Annotated in this window: 13 protein-coding genes, 2 tRNA genes and 1 pseudogene; 8 read left to right on the plus strand and 8 right to left on the minus strand. The window is 56.8% G+C overall.

What is annotated here, in order from left to right; genetic code table 11:
- The first annotated feature begins 142 nt into the window (after positions 1-142).
- The 3 genes from AQ981_RS15645 (at position 143) to AQ981_RS15655 (ending at position 2,792) form a co-directional block, all read left to right on the plus strand.
- A tRNA-Ala gene (locus tag AQ981_RS15645) sits at positions 143-218 on the plus strand.
- A 44-nt stretch (positions 219-262) separates the two neighbouring features.
- Positions 263-338: transfer RNA gene (locus AQ981_RS15650), tRNA-Ala, on the plus strand.
- Positions 339-596: 258 nt separating this feature from the next.
- Positions 597-2,792: an EAL domain-containing protein gene (locus tag AQ981_RS15655; RefSeq protein ID WP_058912679.1), complete on the plus strand. Its 2,196-nt coding sequence runs from the start codon at positions 597-599 to the stop codon at positions 2,790-2,792.
- 49 nt (positions 2,793-2,841) lie between these two features.
- Here the strand turns inward: AQ981_RS15655 and AQ981_RS15660 are convergent, their stop codons facing one another.
- Positions 2,842-4,029, minus strand: coding sequence for a NupC/NupG family nucleoside CNT transporter (locus tag AQ981_RS15660; RefSeq protein ID WP_058912680.1), 1,188 nt, complete (start codon positions 4,027-4,029; stop codon positions 2,842-2,844).
- Between the two features lie 355 nt (positions 4,030-4,384).
- Between AQ981_RS15660 and AQ981_RS15665 the strand changes: the two genes are divergently transcribed.
- Positions 4,385-5,620 (plus strand): Nramp family divalent metal transporter, encoded by a 1,236-nt coding sequence (locus AQ981_RS15665; protein WP_058912681.1) that lies wholly within the window; start codon positions 4,385-4,387, stop codon positions 5,618-5,620.
- A gap of 167 nt (positions 5,621-5,787) precedes the next feature.
- Here AQ981_RS15665 and AQ981_RS15670 read toward each other — a convergent pair whose 3' ends face one another.
- Together AQ981_RS15670 and mgrA are read right to left on the minus strand one after the other, a co-directional pair.
- Complete coding sequence (locus AQ981_RS15670) at positions 5,788-6,126, minus strand: DUF2502 domain-containing protein (protein ID WP_058912682.1); 339 nt, start codon at positions 6,124-6,126, stop codon at positions 5,788-5,790.
- A 119-nt stretch (positions 6,127-6,245) separates the two neighbouring features.
- A complete protein-coding gene (gene mgrA, locus AQ981_RS15675; RefSeq protein WP_058912683.1) occupies positions 6,246-7,238 on the minus strand; it encodes an L-glyceraldehyde 3-phosphate reductase in 993 nt (330 codons plus the stop codon).
- A 180-nt stretch (positions 7,239-7,418) separates the two neighbouring features.
- On the opposite strand from mgrA, the pseudogene AQ981_RS15680 reads away from it, so the two are divergent.
- Positions 7,419-9,085 (plus strand): annotated as a pseudogene (locus AQ981_RS15680) (alpha-keto acid decarboxylase family protein).
- On the opposite strand, the gene AQ981_RS15685 reads toward AQ981_RS15680, so the two are convergent.
- Complete coding sequence (locus AQ981_RS15685; RefSeq protein WP_058912684.1) at positions 9,082-10,320, minus strand: ion channel protein; 1,239 nt, start codon at positions 10,318-10,320, stop codon at positions 9,082-9,084. The pseudogene AQ981_RS15680 and the gene AQ981_RS15685 sit on opposite strands and share 4 nt — an antisense overlap.
- 210 nt (positions 10,321-10,530) lie before the next feature.
- Here AQ981_RS15685 and glk point away from each other — a divergent pair, with 210 nt between their 5' ends.
- Complete coding sequence (glk, locus tag AQ981_RS15690; RefSeq protein WP_058912685.1) at positions 10,531-11,496, plus strand: glucokinase; 966 nt, start codon at positions 10,531-10,533, stop codon at positions 11,494-11,496.
- Positions 11,497-11,606: 110 nt separating this feature from the next.
- On the opposite strand, the gene AQ981_RS15695 is transcribed toward glk, so the two are convergent.
- Complete coding sequence (locus AQ981_RS15695) at positions 11,607-12,845, minus strand: DUF1479 domain-containing protein (RefSeq protein WP_058912686.1); 1,239 nt, start codon at positions 12,843-12,845, stop codon at positions 11,607-11,609.
- A 240-nt stretch (positions 12,846-13,085) separates the two neighbouring features.
- On the opposite strand from AQ981_RS15695, the gene alaC reads away from it, so the two are divergent.
- Both alaC and AQ981_RS28675 read left to right on the plus strand, forming a co-directional pair.
- Positions 13,086-14,327 carry an alanine transaminase gene (alaC, locus tag AQ981_RS15700; protein WP_058912687.1) on the plus strand — a complete coding sequence of 414 codons (1,242 nt, stop codon included), beginning with the start codon at positions 13,086-13,088 and terminating at the stop codon, positions 14,325-14,327.
- 62 nt (positions 14,328-14,389) lie between these two features.
- Positions 14,390-14,680: a hypothetical protein gene (locus AQ981_RS28675; protein WP_249226323.1), complete on the plus strand. Its 291-nt coding sequence runs from the start codon at positions 14,390-14,392 to the stop codon at positions 14,678-14,680.
- 231 nt (positions 14,681-14,911) lie between these two features.
- On the opposite strand, the gene hybG is transcribed toward AQ981_RS28675, so the two are convergent.
- The 3 genes from hybG to AQ981_RS15720 are packed head-to-tail and all read right to left on the minus strand — an operon-like array spanning position 14,912 to position 16,179.
- Entirely contained in the window at positions 14,912-15,169 is a 258-nt protein-coding gene (gene hybG / locus AQ981_RS15710; protein WP_058912689.1) for a hydrogenase maturation factor HybG, read from the minus strand.
- Between the two features lie 36 nt (positions 15,170-15,205).
- Positions 15,206-15,694, minus strand: a complete 489-nt coding sequence (gene hybE, locus AQ981_RS15715) for a hydrogenase-2 assembly chaperone (protein WP_058912690.1) — start codon at positions 15,692-15,694, stop codon at positions 15,206-15,208.
- Positions 15,679-16,179: a HyaD/HybD family hydrogenase maturation endopeptidase gene (locus tag AQ981_RS15720; protein ID WP_058912691.1), complete on the minus strand. Its 501-nt coding sequence runs from the start codon at positions 16,177-16,179 to the stop codon at positions 15,679-15,681. Before AQ981_RS15720 ends, hybE begins: the two co-directional genes overlap by 16 nt.
- Position 16,180 lies beyond the last annotated feature (1 nt).

A 16,180-nucleotide genomic window follows, 5' to 3' on the forward strand; every position in this document is an offset into this window, starting at 1 on the left:
AACTATCTACAGTTGAAAATTGAGCGCAGGCCGCAGATTTGCTGGCTTTTTCAGCGGTTGATTGATAACAATAAATTTGCCGTTGACACCGGGGGTGGGAATTCATATTATGCCGCCCGTCAACACGACAAGATGTTCACACGGGGCTATAGCTCAGCTGGGAGAGCGCTTGCATGGCATGCAAGAGGTCAGCGGTTCGATCCCGCTTAGCTCCACCAAATTTCATCCCATCAGATTTGGAAAGTGAACAGTCAGCGTCAAAGGGGCTATAGCTCAGCTGGGAGAGCGCTTGCATGGCATGCAAGAGGTCAGCGGTTCGATCCCGCTTAGCTCCACCAATTCAGACCCTCGCTACGGCGGGGGTTTTTGTTTTTCGGCGGGGTTATTATTCGTCGGGAATTTGCTTTACAACCCCGGCTTTTCATTCACATTCTATTTTCTTCTGCGCTAACTCTTTACCTTCATTTGTATAGATTTATTTTTTTATTCCCCGGTGAGTAAGATATATCGTTTTACGGTTCAGTTACCTTGCTTATATATTAAAATGAACTTATGATTCAGACGATAAAATCACCAAAGGTAACTATTCTACGCTAATGACCAGTCACGCCCATAAGATAAGAAAATTCGCTGTCGCATTAGCGTTATTTTTGGTGTTTATGCCGCTGGTTCGCATTCTTTCCCCGAAAATAGTGCTCGATGGCCAGACGCTCTATCTTGCCTGGCTGCCCCTGAGCTTTATGGTGGCGATGATTCTGGTCTTCGGGCGGATTGCCGCGCTACCGCTGGTGATTTCACTGTTTGTGCTGTTGAGCATGCATTTCACATTAAGCGCGCTGCAAATCATGGTGTTTATGCTGTGCATTGCGGCGCCGCTGCTGCTGTGTAGCGCGATAGTGCGTTTCATTCTCGGATCGCGCTGGCGCTATGCGTTGCCTAATGATGGTCTGGGCATCAGGATATTCTGGCTGTGTTTCGCGGCGCCGTGTCTGATGAAAGCCAGTATGTTTTTGGCCGGCCGCTATATTGACTTTCCAGCCCCGGTCGCCGTCTATTTTGGTCATGCTTCATTACTCTATAATATTATTGATGTTCTTAATCTGATTGCCGCATCGTTAATCTTTACCAACCTGTTTTATTATCCGCTGCGGGTGGCGTTAAGTCCCCGTTTTGCCCGGGCGCTGTGGTGGCGCTGTAAAAATCCTTATTTATTGCCGGGGCGGCGGCTTTATACCCTTGGCTGGATAGCGGCGCTGGCGGGGATTGTCGGGTTGTTTTGTATCCCCACCCGTACGTTGTTGATCTCCAGTTATCTGGTGCCGCTGATTTTTATCTTTTTTACCCACGGGATACGTCATCTCGGCCAGCGAATGATCAGTTTTAGCTGGGCGATTGCCGCCTGGTTTTTATTGACCTGGAACGAAGGTTATCTGTTTGGTGTGCGCACCGGCATGGCGCTGTCGTTTACTTTGTCGGTATTTATCTCTTTCACAGTATGCATGCTGTATATGGCGCTGATGTACCACAAGAGCGAATGGGCGCACCGGGTCTATTATTCCCAGGCGTTGACTGATCCGCTCACCGGTTTGCCGAACCTCAGGGCGTTGGAAAACCATTTGCAGGAATATCAGACCGGCACCCTGTGCTGCCTGCGCATGGGCAATCTGGAGTTTTTAAGCCGCCATTACGGCATGATGATGCGGGTGCATTGCAAACGGGTGATCACCAGTGAACTGCGCCCGCTACTGCACGAAGGCGAGACTGTTTTCCAGTTACCCGGATGTGAATTATTGCTCTACCTGCGCGGTCCGGAGGCTGAAAGCCGTCTGACGCATATGGTGAATTTGCTTAACAGCCGCAAAATCAGCTGGCACAAGTCAGTGCTGGAAATTGAATACAGCGCTTCCTGGGGCGTGGTCTCCCACTATGATCCGGATGAACTACAGCGGATGCTCGGTCAGTTAAGCTATCTGGCGGAGCAGGCCACCAATAATCGCGTGCTCAGTCTCGATCACCGCCAGGCGCTGGTTACCGGCCAGACTACCGAGCGGGTGCTTATGCTGCATAAAGTGAAGCAGGCGCTGCAGGAAGAGCAGGGACTGCAACTGTATGTGCAGCCGATTCATAATCGTCATGGGGAAGGGTATTACGAAGTCCTGTCGCGTTTGAACGTGGAGAATGAAACCATTACGCCGGACAAATTTATACCGGTAGTGGCCGAATTTAACATGAGCGTGCGTTTTGACATGGCGGTGCTGGAAAAGCTGGTCGCCTGGCTGAGCCGGCATCCGGCGACCCGCGAACAGGCGCGTTTTTCTGTCAATCTGATGCCCTATACCCTGATGCAGAAAGATATTGCCGGCGATATTGTCGCGCTGTTCCGTTCGGCAGGGGTATCGCCGTGTAGCGTTGTCATTGAAGTCACGGAGGCGCAGGCGTTTTCTGACGAAGGGGTGATCATCGCTAACATTAACCAACTGCGCGAAAGCGGGCTGCGGATTGCGATTGATGACTTTGGCACCGGGTATGCCAACTATGCGCGTCTGAAGAATCTCCAGGCCGATATCATCAAAATTGACGGCTGTTTCGTGCGCGATATCGGCCCCAATAACCTCGATGCTATGATCGTCAAATCGATTTGTGAACTGGCTCAGGCGCAGTCGCTGTCGGTGGTGGCTGAGTATGTGGAAACGCAGCAGCAGCGCGATATTTTGTTGTCGCTGGGAGTGGAATACCTGCAGGGTTACCTGATTGGCCGGCCACAGCCGCTTACCGAACAGCTGGACGCCTGACGCGCGGGCACAAAAAAACCGCAGCAAGCTGCGGTTTTTATCAGGGAAATTACAGTACCAGAGCGGCAATCGACGCCGACAGTACGCTTACCAGCGTGGAGCCGTACAGCAGTTTCAGACCAAAGCGGGAAACCACGTTGCCCTGTTCTTCATTGAGGCCCTTGATTGCCCCGGCGATAATGCCGATCGATGAGAAGTTGGCAAAGGAGACCAGGAATACCGACAGGATGCCTTCGGCGCGCGGCGATAGCGTGCCGGCTATTTTCTGCAGATCCATCATCGCCACAAACTCATTGGATACCAGCTTGGTCGCCATAATGCTGCCCACCTGCAGCGCTTCGCTGGCCGGTACGCCCATCACCCAGGCAATGGGGTAGAATATGTAGCCGAGAATACCCTGGAAGGAGATGCCCAGTACCGCGGCAAACAGGGCATTCAGTCCGGCAATCAGCGCGATAAAGCCGATCAGCATCGCCGCAACGATAATCGCCACTTTGAAACCCGCCAGTATGTATTCACCGAGCATTTCAAAGAAGCTCTGGCCTTCGTGCAGGTTGGTCATTTGCAGGTTTTCTTCGCTCTGTTCCACGCGATAGGGGTTAATCAGCGACAGGACGATAAAGGTACTGAACATGTTGAGCACCAGGGCGGCAACCACATACTTCGGTTGCAGCATGGTCATATAGGCGCCAACGATGGACATTGAGACCGTGGACATCGCCGTCGCCGACATGGTGTACATCCGGTTGCGGGACATCTTGCCGAGAATATCTTTATAGGCGATAAAGTTTTCAGACTGCCCCAGAATCAGCGAGCTAACCGCGTTAAAAGATTCCAGTTTACCCATGCCGTTAATTTTCGACAGCACAGTACCGATAAACCGTATCACTATTGGCAATATGCGAATATGTTGCAGAATACCGATCAGCGCGGAAATAAAGATTATGGGGCACAATACTTTCAGGAAGAAGAAGGCCAGACCTTCATCGTTCATTTTCCCGAAAACAAAGTTTGTCCCTTCGTTAGCGAAGCCGAGGAGTTTCTCGAACATTTCGGAGAAGCCGCGCACAAAGCCGAGGCCAACTTCGGAATGCAGGAAAAACCAGGCCAGCAGAACTTCAATGACCAGTAGTTGAATCACATAACGGATCCGTATTTGCTTACGGTCATGACTGACCAGAAGCGCGAGCAGCGCAACAACAGCGAGCGCTAACACAAAGTGCAGGACGCGGGACATGTTTGCTCCAAATTTGAGGCATATGGAATTTCGTTGCACATTCTATGTAACAAGCAATAAGAAAACGAGATCAAATGCACACTATAGGGATGTCCTGTGACTGAATGACAAAATAGTGATCGGCAATACATTTCTGATATGTTAATTAAAGATAGTAAAGGTTAATAAAATGCGTCAGGGTGCAACATTGATTTTCCTGGCGCGCAGCATAAATTCAGCCTCTGGCCATCCTTCCTTTTCAGCCATTGACTCAGGCTATCAGAGAAATCACTACTTCCGCAGGCGGCAAACTTGCCAGACCGGGCTATTTTGCTAGCATGAAACATAGCAAAGGCTATATTTGTTGAGGCGAAAAATGACCAACAGTCGCGTTGGCGAGAATCAGGGCCGGACGGCGCGTAAACTCAGGCTGGCGCTGATGGGGCCGGCGTTTGTCGCCGCCATTGGCTATATCGATCCGGGTAACTTCGCCACCAATATTCAGGCCGGCGCCAGTTTTGGCTATCAGCTGCTGTGGGTGGTGGTGTGGGCCAATCTGATGGCGATGATGATCCAGGTGCTGTCGGCGAAGCTGGGGATTGCCACCGGGAAAAATCTTGCCGAGCAGATTCGCGACCATTACCCGCGTCCGGTGGTATGGCTGTACTGGATTCAGGCGGAAATCATCGCCATGGCCACCGATCTGGCGGAGTTTATCGGCGCCGCGATTGGGTTCAAATTGATCCTCGGCGTGTCGCTGCTGGAAGGCGCGGTGCTGACCGGGATTGCGACATATTTGATTCTGATGTTGCAGAGCCGCGGGCAAAAGCCACTGGAAAAAGTGATCGGCGGGCTGCTGCTGTTTGTGGCTGCCGCCTATATTGTTGAACTGGTGTTCTCCCGGCCGCAGCTGGCGGCGCTTGCCAGAGGGATTGCTATCCCTTCGCTGCCATCGTCTCAGGCGGTGTTTCTCGCCGCCGGGGTATTGGGCGCCACTATCATGCCGCACGTGATTTATCTGCACTCATCGCTGACTCAACATCTGCACGGCGGTAGTCAGAAAGAGCGCTATGCTGCGACAAAATGGGATGTGGCGATCGCCATGACCATTGCCGGGTTTGTCAACCTGGCGATGATGGCTACCGCCGCCGCGGCGTTTCATTTCTCCGGACATACCGGCATCACCGATCTCGATCAGGCTTATCTGACGCTGGAACCGCTGCTCAGCCATGCGGCGGCGACCATTTTTGGCCTGAGTCTGGTGGCCGCCGGGCTCTCTTCCACGGTGGTAGGGACGCTGGCGGGGCAGGTGGTAATGCAGGGCTTTGTGCGTTTTTACATTCCGTTATGGCTGCGGCGCGCAATCACGATGCTGCCTTCGTTTATTGTTATTCTGATGGGGATGGATCCGACGCGGATTCTGGTGATGAGCCAGGTGCTGCTCAGTTTCGGGATTGCGCTGGCGCTGGTACCGCTGCTGATATTTACCAGTAACCGCCAGTTAATGGGGGATCTGGTCAATACCCGACTGGTGAAGCAGGCCGGCTGGGGGATTGTGGCGCTGGTGGTCGCGCTGAACGGCTGGTTACTGATAGGCTCGTTGATTGGGTGATATCCGTAGGCGCGCCGCAAATTCCCCGGGCTGCGCGGGCCGTTACCCTGGAACCCTGAAGAGCCGTGCTGGCGCGGCATGGCCGTGAAATTCAGGGCCGGTCAATAGCGACAAAAAAGCCGACAAATATGTCGGCTTTTTGCGCCTGAACGGTGTTCGGCCGTGGCTTAGCGGTGGTGACCGCCACGCCCGTGTCCGCGCCCGGGGCCGCGTCGATCGTCGCGGTCATTCCAGCCAGCCCGGTATCCGCGCTCCCAGGCTTTGCCTTTTTTATCCCAGCCGCGGTGCCAGCCATTATCGTGCCGCCACCAGCGATCGCCGCGCCACTGATAATTACGCTGCCAGTAGTCGCGATCGCGCCAGCGACCGCCATCCCAGTAGTTGCCATAATTATCACGATCGCCAATCTGTAATTTAATGGACGGCAGCAGGGTGATCTCCCCGGCTGTCGCGGCCAGCGGCGCCAGCGCCGTCAGCGCGGCGGCAAGAATCAAAGACCTGAGCATACCCCTCTCCTTCCTTTCTCAGCCAGTTGCGGCCTGTTACGGTAATATTACGGAACCGTAAACATTCGGTTGATTGGGGCGACTCTTAATCTGCGGCTGACCGCATTTTTTGCTAAAGACTAATCGGCGAGTATCGCCTCGATCGCGGCCCGCTCTTCGGCGCTGAACTGGCGGTTAGCCAGCATGCCGACGGCATCGTCCAACTGGCTGGTTTTGCTGGCGCCAATCAGTACCGATGTCACGCGATCGTCACGCATCACCCAGGCCAGCGCCATTTGGGACAACTTCTGGCCGCGCCGCTGCGCCAGCGCATTGAGATGTCGTACCTTAACCAGTTTTTCCGCGGTGATTTGCTCCGGGTTGAGGAAACGACTGGCGCTGGCGGCGCGTGAATCGGCCGGAATGCCGTTCAGATAGCGGTCCGTCAACTGGCCTCCCGCCAGAGGTGAAAATGCGATGCTCCCGACCCCTTTTTGCGCCAGCAGCTCCAGCAGACCCTGTTCCGGCTGGCGTTCAAACATCGAGTATTTCGGCTGGTGGATAAGGCAGGGAGTGCCGAGCTGATTAAGTATCTCTGTCGCCCGATCCGCCAGCGCCGCCGGATAGTTGGAGAGCCCGACATACAGGGCTTTTCCCTGGCGCACAACATGATCCAGCGCCGCCATGGTTTCCTGTAGCGGAGTATCAGGATCCGGACGGTGGTGATAGAAAATATCCACATACTCAAGGCCCAGACGCTTAAGGCTTTGGTCGAGGCTGGCGATCAGGTATTTGCGCGATCCCCAGTCGCCATAGGGCCCCTCCCACATGGTATAACCGGCCTTGCTGGAAATAATCAGCTCATCGCGCCACGGATGGAGATCCTCGCGCAGCAGGCGTCCGTAGAGATGCTCCGCGGCGCCCGGCGGCGGCCCGTAGTTATTGGCCAGGTCAAAATGGGTAATGCCCAGATCGAAGGCCCGACGTACCAACTGGCGGCCGGTATCCGGCGCGCTGGTATCGCCAAAGTTATGCCATAACCCCAGCGAGATAGCGGGGAGCTTCAGACCGCTGTGGCCGCAGCGGCGATACTCCATCTGCTGGTAGCGGGCGGGATCTGCCTGGTAAACCATGAACGTGACCTTTTATTTATTGCTGATGAGGAATGTATACGTTTACACACGGCGTCAAGGCTGTAAAGTGCCGTGCTCATCTCTGTAAATTATGCTTTCCGGGCCAGACGGCGATATATCCTGGACAGCGATCGCCGCTCTTCAATACTCAAAGAGTGTATTCATGGGCAGGAGTGGGCTATGAACGCCTCATATTCGGTTGCGGATTATTTGCTGGACAGGCTGGCAGGCTGCGGTATCGGACATCTGTTTGGGGTACCTGGCGATTACAACCTCCAGTTTCTCGACCACGTTATTGATCACCCTTCATTGACCTGGGTTGGCTGCGCTAATGAACTGAACGCGCCTATGCTGCCGACGGCTATGCGCGCTGTCAGGGCGCCGGGGCGCTGTTGACTACATTTGGCGTCGGCGAACTGAGCGCCCTGAACGGTATTGCCGGCAGTTATGCCGAATATGTCCCGGTATTGCATATTGTCGGCGCCCCCTGCCTGACGGCGCAGCAGCGCGGCGATGTGATGCACCATACGCTGGGGGACGGCGATTTTCGCCATTTCGCGCATATGAGCGCCCATCTGTGCGTCGCCAGCGCCCGGCTTACGGCGGACAATGCCTGTGCGGAAATCGATCGCGTGCTGACATTGATGATGCGCGAGCGGCGTCCCGGGTATCTGATGCTGCCTGGCGATGTCGCGGCGTTGCCGGCCGTGGCCCCTGAAAACGTTATCACCAGCGCACCGCCGCAGGTCTCTGATGCGCTGTGCGAGGCTTTCCGCGACTGTGCGCGCCAGAAACTCGCTCAGGGGACCAATATCGCGCTACTGGCGGACTTTCTGGCGCTGCGCTTCGGATTACAGGATGCGTTACAGCAGTGGGTACAGGAGACGCCATTTCCACACGCCACTCTGCTGATGGGGAAAGGGCTGTTTGACGAGACGGCGCCCGGTTTTGTCGGCACATACAGCGGCGCCGCCAGTGAACCGCGGGTTCGGGCGTGCATTGAAGAGGCTGATGTGGTGATTTGCGTCGGCGTTAAATTTACTGACACCATTACCGCCGGCTTCAGCCAGCAGTTACCGGAGCAGCGCACGATTGAGATCCAGCCCCATGCCACGCGCATCGGCGATCGCTGGTTCAGCGAGTTTCCCGCCGCCACGGCGCTGGCCATTGTGCGCCAGCTTTGTAAGCCACGGCTACAGGCGGTGCCGGACAGATTAGCGCCGCCGGAATCCCCGCAGCCTGCCAGCGGGGCGCTCTGCCAGACAAGTTTCTGGCGCTAGGTTCAGCGTTTTCTGCGTCCTGGCGATATTGTGCTGGCCGACCAGGGGACGGCGGCGTTTGGCGCCGCGGCGCTGCGTCTTCCCGTGGATAGCCGATTTATTGTTCAGCCTCTGTGGGGATCCATCGGTTTCACGCTGCCGGCCGCTTTTGGGGCCCAGACCGCCTGCCCGGATCGGCGTGTGGTGCTGATTGTCGGCGATGGCGCGGCGCAACTGACCGCCCAGGAGCTGGGATCGATGCTGCGTGATGGCCTGAAGCCAGTGATTCTGCTGCTGAATAACGGCGGCTACACCGTGGAACGGGCTATTCACGGCCCCAATCAGCGCTATAACGATATTGCCGGCTGGGACTGGACCGCGCTGGCCCGGGCGATGCAGGTTTGCGGGCAGTCGCGCAGCTGGCGCGTCAGCCAGACGGTACAACTGCGGGAGGTGCTGGCGCGGCTGGAAGCCCCGTTATCCCTCTCGCTGGTGGAGGTGATGTTGCCCCGGGACGATGTTCCGGCGCTGCTGGCGGCGGTGACCCGCTCTCTGGAGCAGCGCAATAGCGGCAGGCTTTCCGGTTAGTCGTGGCGGCTGCGGCGGGCGGTCATTAGCGGTTTGCCCGCCAGCAGCAGCCAGGCGGGCAGCATGACAATACACAACAGCGGCAGCAGGTTGAGGTTGGGCACCACCGCTGCCGCCATAAACAGACTTAGCCAGGCGTCGCGGGTGACGACCAGTACCATACCGAGAACCGCGCAGGAAATGGTAATCGCTGCCGGGACCGCCGGCACGTGGGCGTGCAGCATCAGGCCGAGAGCGGCGCCGACGAAGACCGCCGGGAAGATACGTCCGCCGCGAAAGCCGCAGGCGGCGGCCACTACCAGCGCCGCCAGTTTCACCAGCGCGAAGCGCAGATATTCCGGGGCGCCCCAGATCTGGCTGTGGGCCATCTGCTGCATCTCATCCAGCCCTTTAAACAGGGTGACCGGGCCGCCGACAACCCCCAGCAGACCCAGCGTAAATCCCCCCGCGCCCAGAATCAGTACCGGATGTTTGAGCTGGTGCAGTAGCCTGTGCAGTCTGGGTAAACACCATACCGCCACCATACCCAGCGCAATCGCCATTATCGCCACGATGCCGCCGCTGAGGATATCCACGACGTGCATCTGCGGGTAGTTCGCGACCGGCAGGGAAAAATGCGGATGAATAAATAACCCGGTGGTCATCGCCCCCGCGGCGGCGGCCATCAGCGGCGCGAACAGACGATCCCAGAGCGGGACATCGTCGTTACCGCTCAGGGTCTGGGAAAAGATCAGCGCCGCGGCGACCGGGGTGCCGAACAGCGCGCCGATGGTGCCGGCGGAGGCCAGAATGGTCCAGTCCAGCTTGCTGACGCCGGGTACGGCTCTGGCCCCCAGCGCTACCGCCAGAGCAATATTCAGCGCCATGATCGGATGCTCCGGCCCCAGGCTGACGCCGCCGGCCAGCCCCAGAATCAGCGCCAGCGTCAGCCCCGGCAGGGTGGACAGCGGAACGGCGCTGCCGATCAGCGGTTCGGTCGCCGGATCCGGGCCGCCGTGGCCGGGAAAGTGACGAATCACTAACCCCACCGCCACGCCGGTTAGCGTCAGGATGGCGATGATCCACAGTGGGGAATCGCCGGTAATCCCCAGTCGGCCCGGCATGTTGATCCACAGTATGTGTTGCAGCACCGTAGCCAGCTTCATCACCAGCAACATTATCAGACTGGAGGCGGCGCCAATCAGTACTGCGGGTACGGCAAGCATCAACATCATTCGGGCTCGTGGATGGAGCATAGCGTTACGTCCTTTTGGTGTCCCGTTGCGATTTGCCGATGATAGTCGGACTGCGCGAAGGCGCTTTGCAACGGGTGCTGAAACGTTAAACTAAAAATGTGATCGTTCTCAACCTTTGTACCCTGTACGGGAGATGGTCGTTGTTGTTACCGGTGGTTGATTCTACAGTGTTGCGTAGTTTTGTTTTGACTTTAGTGGAGCCGTTGAAGAATGACCAAATTTGCTTTGGTAGGTGATGTCGGGGGAACCAATGCGCGGCTGGCGCTCTGCGACATTAACAGTGGGGAAATTTCCCGGGCGAAGACCTATTCAGGCCTGGACTATCCCAGCCTGGAGGCGGTGATTCAGGTCTATCTGGAAGAGCAGTCTGTCGGGGTAACCGATGGCTGTATTGCGATTGCCTGCCCGATCACCGGCGATTGGGTGGCGATGACTAACCATACCTGGGCGTTTTCAATTGCCGAAATGAAACGCAACCTGGGATTTTCTCACCTCGAAATCATTAATGACTTCACGGCGGTTTCCATGGCGATCCCGATGCTGAAACCGCAACACCTGGTGCAGTTCGGCGGCGCGCAGCCGGTGGCCGGAAAGCCGGTGGCGGTTTACGGCGCGGGTACCGGGCTGGGGGTCGCGCATCTGGTGCATGTGGATAAGCGCTGGGTCAGTCTGCCCGGAGAGGGCGGGCACGTCGATTTTGCGCCCAACAGCGAAGAAGAGGGCATCATTCTTGAACAACTGCGCGGCGAACTGGGTCATGTTTCCGCCGAGCGCATCCTCTCTGGTCCGGGGCTGGTCAATCTGTACCGGGCGATCGTTAAAGCCGACGGCCGGCTGCCGGAAAATCTGCAGCCAAAAGACGTCACCGAACGCGCGCTGGCCGACAGTTGTATTGACTGCCGCCGGGCGCTGTCGCTGTTCTGTGTGATTATGGGGCGTTTTGGCGGCAATCTGGCGCTGACGCTGGGCACCTTCGGCGGGGTGTATATTGCCGGCGGGATTGTGCCGCGCTTTATGGAATTCTTTACCGCTTCCGGTTTCCGCGGCGGTTTTGAAGATAAAGGGCGCTTCAGGGCTTATGTGCAGGATATTCCGGTGTATCTGATCACCCACGATCAGCCTGGACTGCTGGGGGCGGGCGCTCATCTGCGCCAGACCCTGGGACAGATACTGTAATGCTCCGGCGCGCGGGCTTTGTGATAGCGCCCGCGCGCCAGTTAACCCCCGGTTCACAGTAGTCTGCTGGCGCGGGGATCTTTTTCGTGTCCGGCAAACCCGTGGGCTAGCTAGCCCTGTAACTGTTCTTTTCCCTGCGCGGTTAAATCACTTTCTGTGGCGCGTCCACGAAAATCAACTTCAAAGTCGTCAGCCGCGAAGTCCGGCGGTGACTTGCCGTCGATAAATGCCGGCCACTGGCGCTGCAGGTAGGCGGCGTTTTTGGCACACCAGGGCGCGGCGGCGATATACATTACGTTACTGTCAAATTCACCGTTATGCTCATTTTCCACTGCATGAATGACATCGCAGTGCCAGAAAACGGTGTCGCCCGGCTCCATATCAGGAATTGAGGAAATCCCGGTAAGCAAAAGGGGATGCCACTGCTTGTTAATGGACAGCGCTCGCCCGGGCTGCGCATCGCAGAGGGCGTCTTCCGGCACGTCGTCCTGCAGGGCGCGCAGCAGAATCCACGCCATGGCGTTTGCCACCGGCAGCAGCGTCAGTGTACCGGCGTTGCTACGCTGGGGCGTCAGGGCGGTCCAGCCCTGAAAGGTGCGGAACATTGAGCATACCGCCGGCGAGGCTATCTCCTGCACCTCGGTACGCGCTTCGGCGTCGAAAGGATCGTACTGCTGCCACTGGCCGTTGAAGACATGGCGGTAGACGTGGCGGAAATTTTCATCCAGCCAGCGCTCAACCGATCCGCTATCGACATGGGGTGAAAGCCCGAGAGAGCCGGAGCGCGGGGGGCGACGGCGGGTCCGGTCGGCATAGGTGACGACCCTGGTGGGGTCGAAGTGCTGTTTGCCCTGGCTCTCAGTCTTCCACAGGCTGTTCAGAAACACCTGGGCGGCCTTCATCCGCTGGTGCTGGCGTGCCTCGACCTGCGGTTTCGACCAGTAAATGCCGTAAATCTGCGGTTTGTTGGCGGCCAGGGTGCCGAAGTAGTTATCTTCCGCGGCGTTCTGCAACTTACCAACAAAATCGTTTTCCTCCAGATAGCGACCTATTTCATCATTCCAGCGGCTGGCCTGCGCACCAGGAAAAACCCCTTTGATTACGCAGCAGCCGCGCTGGCGAATCCGCGCTTTTTGCGCTTCGCTGATGCGCTGCTCAAGGATGTCGTCGGCGTGAATTTGCGGTACCGGGCTTTCTCCACGCGCCTGCTCGTCGTGCAGGATGGCGATCTGTCGGCGGATGTCGGCATCCAGTTGCGCAAAAATTTCCCGGTATTGAGGAAGATTGCCGCGTAATTGCTGTTTTATGCTGCGGATGGCGTCGGGCAGGTTGTTGATTTGCAGGGACATAGTCAGATGCTCCATCAGGGGGTAGGTTATTGGTTTGTTTTGCTGTTGTTAATTTATGCCGTTTTGTGAATTTTAAACAGAGATATGTTTCGAATGAAACTTCCCGTTTTGTATTTCAGATAAAATATTTTTAAAACCCTCTCGACAGCACAAAATTTTCCAGGTTATGTTTTCAACAACGCCACATCAGTGGCAGCGTCGCTCGGACGGTCCGGGCGCTTACGTTACTTCGAGGAATCTATGGCTGACTTCAGTCCTGTACGTCGTTTTGCGCGTATCGATCGTCTTCCCCCGTATGTATTCAACATTACCGCCGAGCTGAAAATGGCCGCCCGTCGTCGCGGCGAAGATATTATTGACTTCAGTATGGGGAACCCGGACGGCCCGACGCCGCCGCATATCGTGGAAAAATTGTGCACCGTGGCCCAGCGCCCGGACACCCATGGCTATTCCACATCGCGCGGAATCCCACGTCTGCGCCGCGCCATTTCCCGCTGGTACCAGGATCGCTATCAGGTGGATATCAACCCGGAGAGCGAAGCGATTGTTACTATCGGCTCTAAAGAAGGGCTGGCGCACCTGATGCTGGCGACGCTTGATCATGGTGATACGGTTCTGGTGCCGAATCCCAGCTATCCGATCCATATCTACGGCGCGGTGATAGCCGGCGCCCAGGTACGTTCGGTGCCGCTGGTGGAAGGGGTGGATTTCTTCAATGAACTGGAGCGGGCAATTCGCGAAAGTTATCCAAAGCCGAAGATGATGATTCTTGGCTTCCCGTCCAATCCGACGGCCCAGTGCGTGGAGCTGGAATTTTTTGAGAAAGTGGTGGCGCTGGCGAAGCGTTATGATGTGCTGGTGGTGCACGATCTGGCCTATGCCGATATCGTCTACGACGGCTGGAAAGCGCCTTCGATCATGCAGGTGCCGGGGGCGCGCGATGTGGCGGTGGAGTTCTTTACCCTGTCGAAAAGCTACAACATGGCCGGCTGGCGTATTGGCTTTATGGTGGGTAACCAGGAGCTGGTGAGCGCGCTGGCGCGTATTAAGAGTTATCACGATTACGGTACTTTTACGCCGCTGCAGGTGGCGGCTATCGCCGCGCTGGAAGGCGAACAGCAGTGCGTACGCGATATCGCCGAACAATATAAACGTCGTCGCGATGTGCTGGTAAAAGGGCTGCATGAGGCGGGATGGATGGTCGAGCGCCCGAAAGCGTCCATGTATGTGTGGGCCAGAATCCCGGAACCCTACGCCGCGATGGGGTCGCTGGAGTTCGCCAAAAAGCTCCTTCAGGAGGCGAAAGTGTGCGTATCGCCAGGGATTGGTTTTGGCGATTATGGGGATACCCATGTGCGCTTTGCGCTGATAGAAAACAGCGATCGTATCCGCCAGGCGGTGCGCGGTATTAAGGCGATGTTCCGGGCCGATGGCCTGCTGCCGGGCCACCAGAAATCAGCCGCCGAAGATCAGCCTGCGTAAATGCCGGGAGAAGCCGTCAGGCTGCGGTGAAGTGCAAGACCAGTCTCAGGTTTGCTGCGAAGTTGACCGATACCGATCGGAATATGAAGGGGAAAATCTATTTATTGATTGTCGGCCTTAAACCACAAAGCCAAAAAACGCCGTTTTTTGGCTTTGTCGCTAACCGGACAGGAGCCAGCAGGCTCCTGTCTTCTCTGGACCCGCTGCGAAACTATTCCACCATCAGGAAGAATGTGCCCGCCCAGAGCAGCAGAATCACCGAGATTCCCATCAAAAAGTATTTCACGTTCATTGCTCCGCGCCCGTTGAGGGCTGCTTTATCTGATTGTCTTCAGGGGATTGAGGTTTCCTGACTACGGATTCAGGGAAACTGAACGCCGCAGGGCCTGAATTCGCGGCTAATGTACCGCCAAACCCGGGGGGAAACAAGATATCCCACAGAATAGCTGCGTTAATTGTGTGTCTTTTCGTGAATTGTCAGAAAAGGTTAGATTAATTATAGCGTTGCGCGTTTTTCAACGATAAAAACCCCGCACCGCCAGGGATTACCATGCGCGGCGCCGGGCGGGTCGCAAAACAGCCGGTCAATCTTGCAACCAGGCCTCGCCGGTCACGCTGCGCAGTGCATCCAGCATTTCGGTCGCTTCCTGCTCATCGAGAATGCTCATGGCGAACCCGACATGCACCAGCACCCAGCGGTCGAGTAAATCCGCCGGGGCATCGCCGTCCTCACAGACCAGCGAAATATTCACCTGGCGCTTGATACCGTTGACTTCGACCGTGGCGGGATGATCAATACTTTCCCCGATGGCGATAATTTTTCCGGGCACACCCAGACACATACCTGTACCTCTACATCTTGTTTTCTGAAAAGCCCGTCAGGCGACTTTACCGCGCAGTAGCGCGCGCCGGCTGGCGTTCACCGCCGGCGGCTCTTCGCGTACCGGCAGAGAAAGCGCCAGAGTGACACTATTTTCCGCCAGCGCCAGCGCCTGTTCCGCGCTGAGATGCGCATCAAGGGGCGACATTAGCGAGCAGGCCAGGTAGTGGAGACCGGCCATCTCGCCGACCCGGAATGCCAGATTTCCGGTGGGAAATTCCAGACCAATTCGTTCGCCGACCGGGCGCCGCGGCCACTGCTGCCCGGGGCCGGGCAGCACCATCAATTCCATCATCCACGGTGTCAGCATCGCGCCGAACCACTGATCTTCATAAACCCGAAAGCCGCAGGCTCTCACCGGGATATGGCGACGATAAAACGGTAGGTCCGCCATATTTTGCCGGGCGACCTGCAGAAACTGGGCTTCAAGCAGCGCCGCAGGGGAGATTTCATGGCCGGTAATGTCATGGATCAGTTCGCTGCACATACTTCCTCCTTGCGGGCGACAGCGGACATGCCGTGGCTTTCCAGAATACGTAGCGTTTCGCGCAGCGCGACCTCCATCGCCTGGAGAGCCGTAGGGGTCAGCGTCATTCCCGGCGCCAGCGAGGCCGGTTCGATGCCGATCAGCACCAGTTTACGGGGAAATTCCCCGGTCATTTTCAGCGCCATCAGTACGTCCGCCAGCCCCAACTGGTGCGGGGATATTTTGCGCGTGAACAGCGCCGGCACGTCGCCGTCTTCAAGAATAAAGACGCTTCCGGCTTCCTGATGGCTCTGCACGGCGTCAATAACAATCAGTAAATCCCGACTGGCCATGGCGTCCAGCAACTCCATACCGGAGGTACCGCCGTCCAGCAGCTCGACGTCGGGCGGGAAGGCGAAGCGCTGTTCCAGCGCTTCAATCGCTCTTACCCCGACGCCTTCATCGCTGAGCAACAGATTGCCAATTCCCAGTAACAGCGTATTCATT

Origin of the sequence: Entomohabitans teleogrylli (assembly GCF_001484765.1) — a bacterium.
GTDB lineage: Bacteria > Pseudomonadota > Gammaproteobacteria > Enterobacterales > Enterobacteriaceae > Entomohabitans > Entomohabitans teleogrylli.

Coding starts and splice junctions, on each gene's coding strand:
- AQ981_RS15655 (WP_058912679.1), top strand. CDS start 597: ATGACCAGTCACGCCCATAAGATAAGAAAATTCGCTGTCGCATTAGCG.
- AQ981_RS15660 (WP_058912680.1), bottom strand. CDS start 4,029: ATGTCCCGCGTCCTGCACTTTGTGTTAGCGCTCGCTGTTGTTGCGCTG.
- AQ981_RS15665 (WP_058912681.1), top strand. CDS start 4,385: ATGACCAACAGTCGCGTTGGCGAGAATCAGGGCCGGACGGCGCGTAAA.
- AQ981_RS15670 (WP_058912682.1), bottom strand. CDS start 6,126: ATGCTCAGGTCTTTGATTCTTGCCGCCGCGCTGACGGCGCTGGCGCCG.
- mgrA (WP_058912683.1), bottom strand. CDS start 7,238: ATGGTTTACCAGGCAGATCCCGCCCGCTACCAGCAGATGGAGTATCGC.
- AQ981_RS15685 (WP_058912684.1), bottom strand. CDS start 10,320: ATGCTCCATCCACGAGCCCGAATGATGTTGATGCTTGCCGTACCCGCA.
- glk (WP_058912685.1), top strand. CDS start 10,531: ATGACCAAATTTGCTTTGGTAGGTGATGTCGGGGGAACCAATGCGCGG.
- AQ981_RS15695 (WP_058912686.1), bottom strand. CDS start 12,845: ATGTCCCTGCAAATCAACAACCTGCCCGACGCCATCCGCAGCATAAAA.
- alaC (WP_058912687.1), top strand. CDS start 13,086: ATGGCTGACTTCAGTCCTGTACGTCGTTTTGCGCGTATCGATCGTCTT.
- hybG (WP_058912689.1), bottom strand. CDS start 15,169: ATGTGTCTGGGTGTGCCCGGAAAAATTATCGCCATCGGGGAAAGTATT.
- hybE (WP_058912690.1), bottom strand. CDS start 15,694: ATGTGCAGCGAACTGATCCATGACATTACCGGCCATGAAATCTCCCCT.
- AQ981_RS15720 (WP_058912691.1), bottom strand. CDS start 16,179: ATGAATACGCTGTTACTGGGAATTGGCAATCTGTTGCTCAGCGATGAA.